Source organism: Chitinophaga sp. GbtcB8, from assembly GCF_019091455.1.
Classification (GTDB): domain Bacteria; phylum Bacteroidota; class Bacteroidia; order Chitinophagales; family Chitinophagaceae; genus Chitinophaga.
The window spans coordinates 1-246 of the sequence record NZ_JAGXJN010000305.1 but is presented as its reverse complement, the minus strand read 5'-3'; the positions used below and the strand labels follow the sequence as shown (position 1 = coordinate 246).

Here is a 246-nt window from a genome sequence, read left to right as displayed (position 1 = left end):
CTGCAGAACTACCAGCCATGTTTATACGAAGAACCGGGCGATTGGAAGAAGGTACGGCATGACTATCGTCAAACCCTGCAGCAAATGTTCATTGATGGCTGGTCTAAACCCTGGCAGCAGTACACCAGTAAAAAAGGGCTGGTATGGACGGGCCATTACTGGGAACATGCCTGGCCCGATCCCAATCATGGCGGCGATAACATGGCCTTGTATGCCTGGCATCAGCGCCCCGGCATAGACCTGCTG

1 protein-coding gene is annotated in these 246 nt (G+C 53.7%); it reads left to right on the top strand.

Annotation, left to right across the window (positions count from 1 at the left end; all coding sequences use genetic code 11):
- Positions 1 to 246 (top strand): hypothetical protein (locus KVT36_RS31940; RefSeq protein WP_217607470.1); only part of this gene is annotated, 246 nt, incomplete at both ends.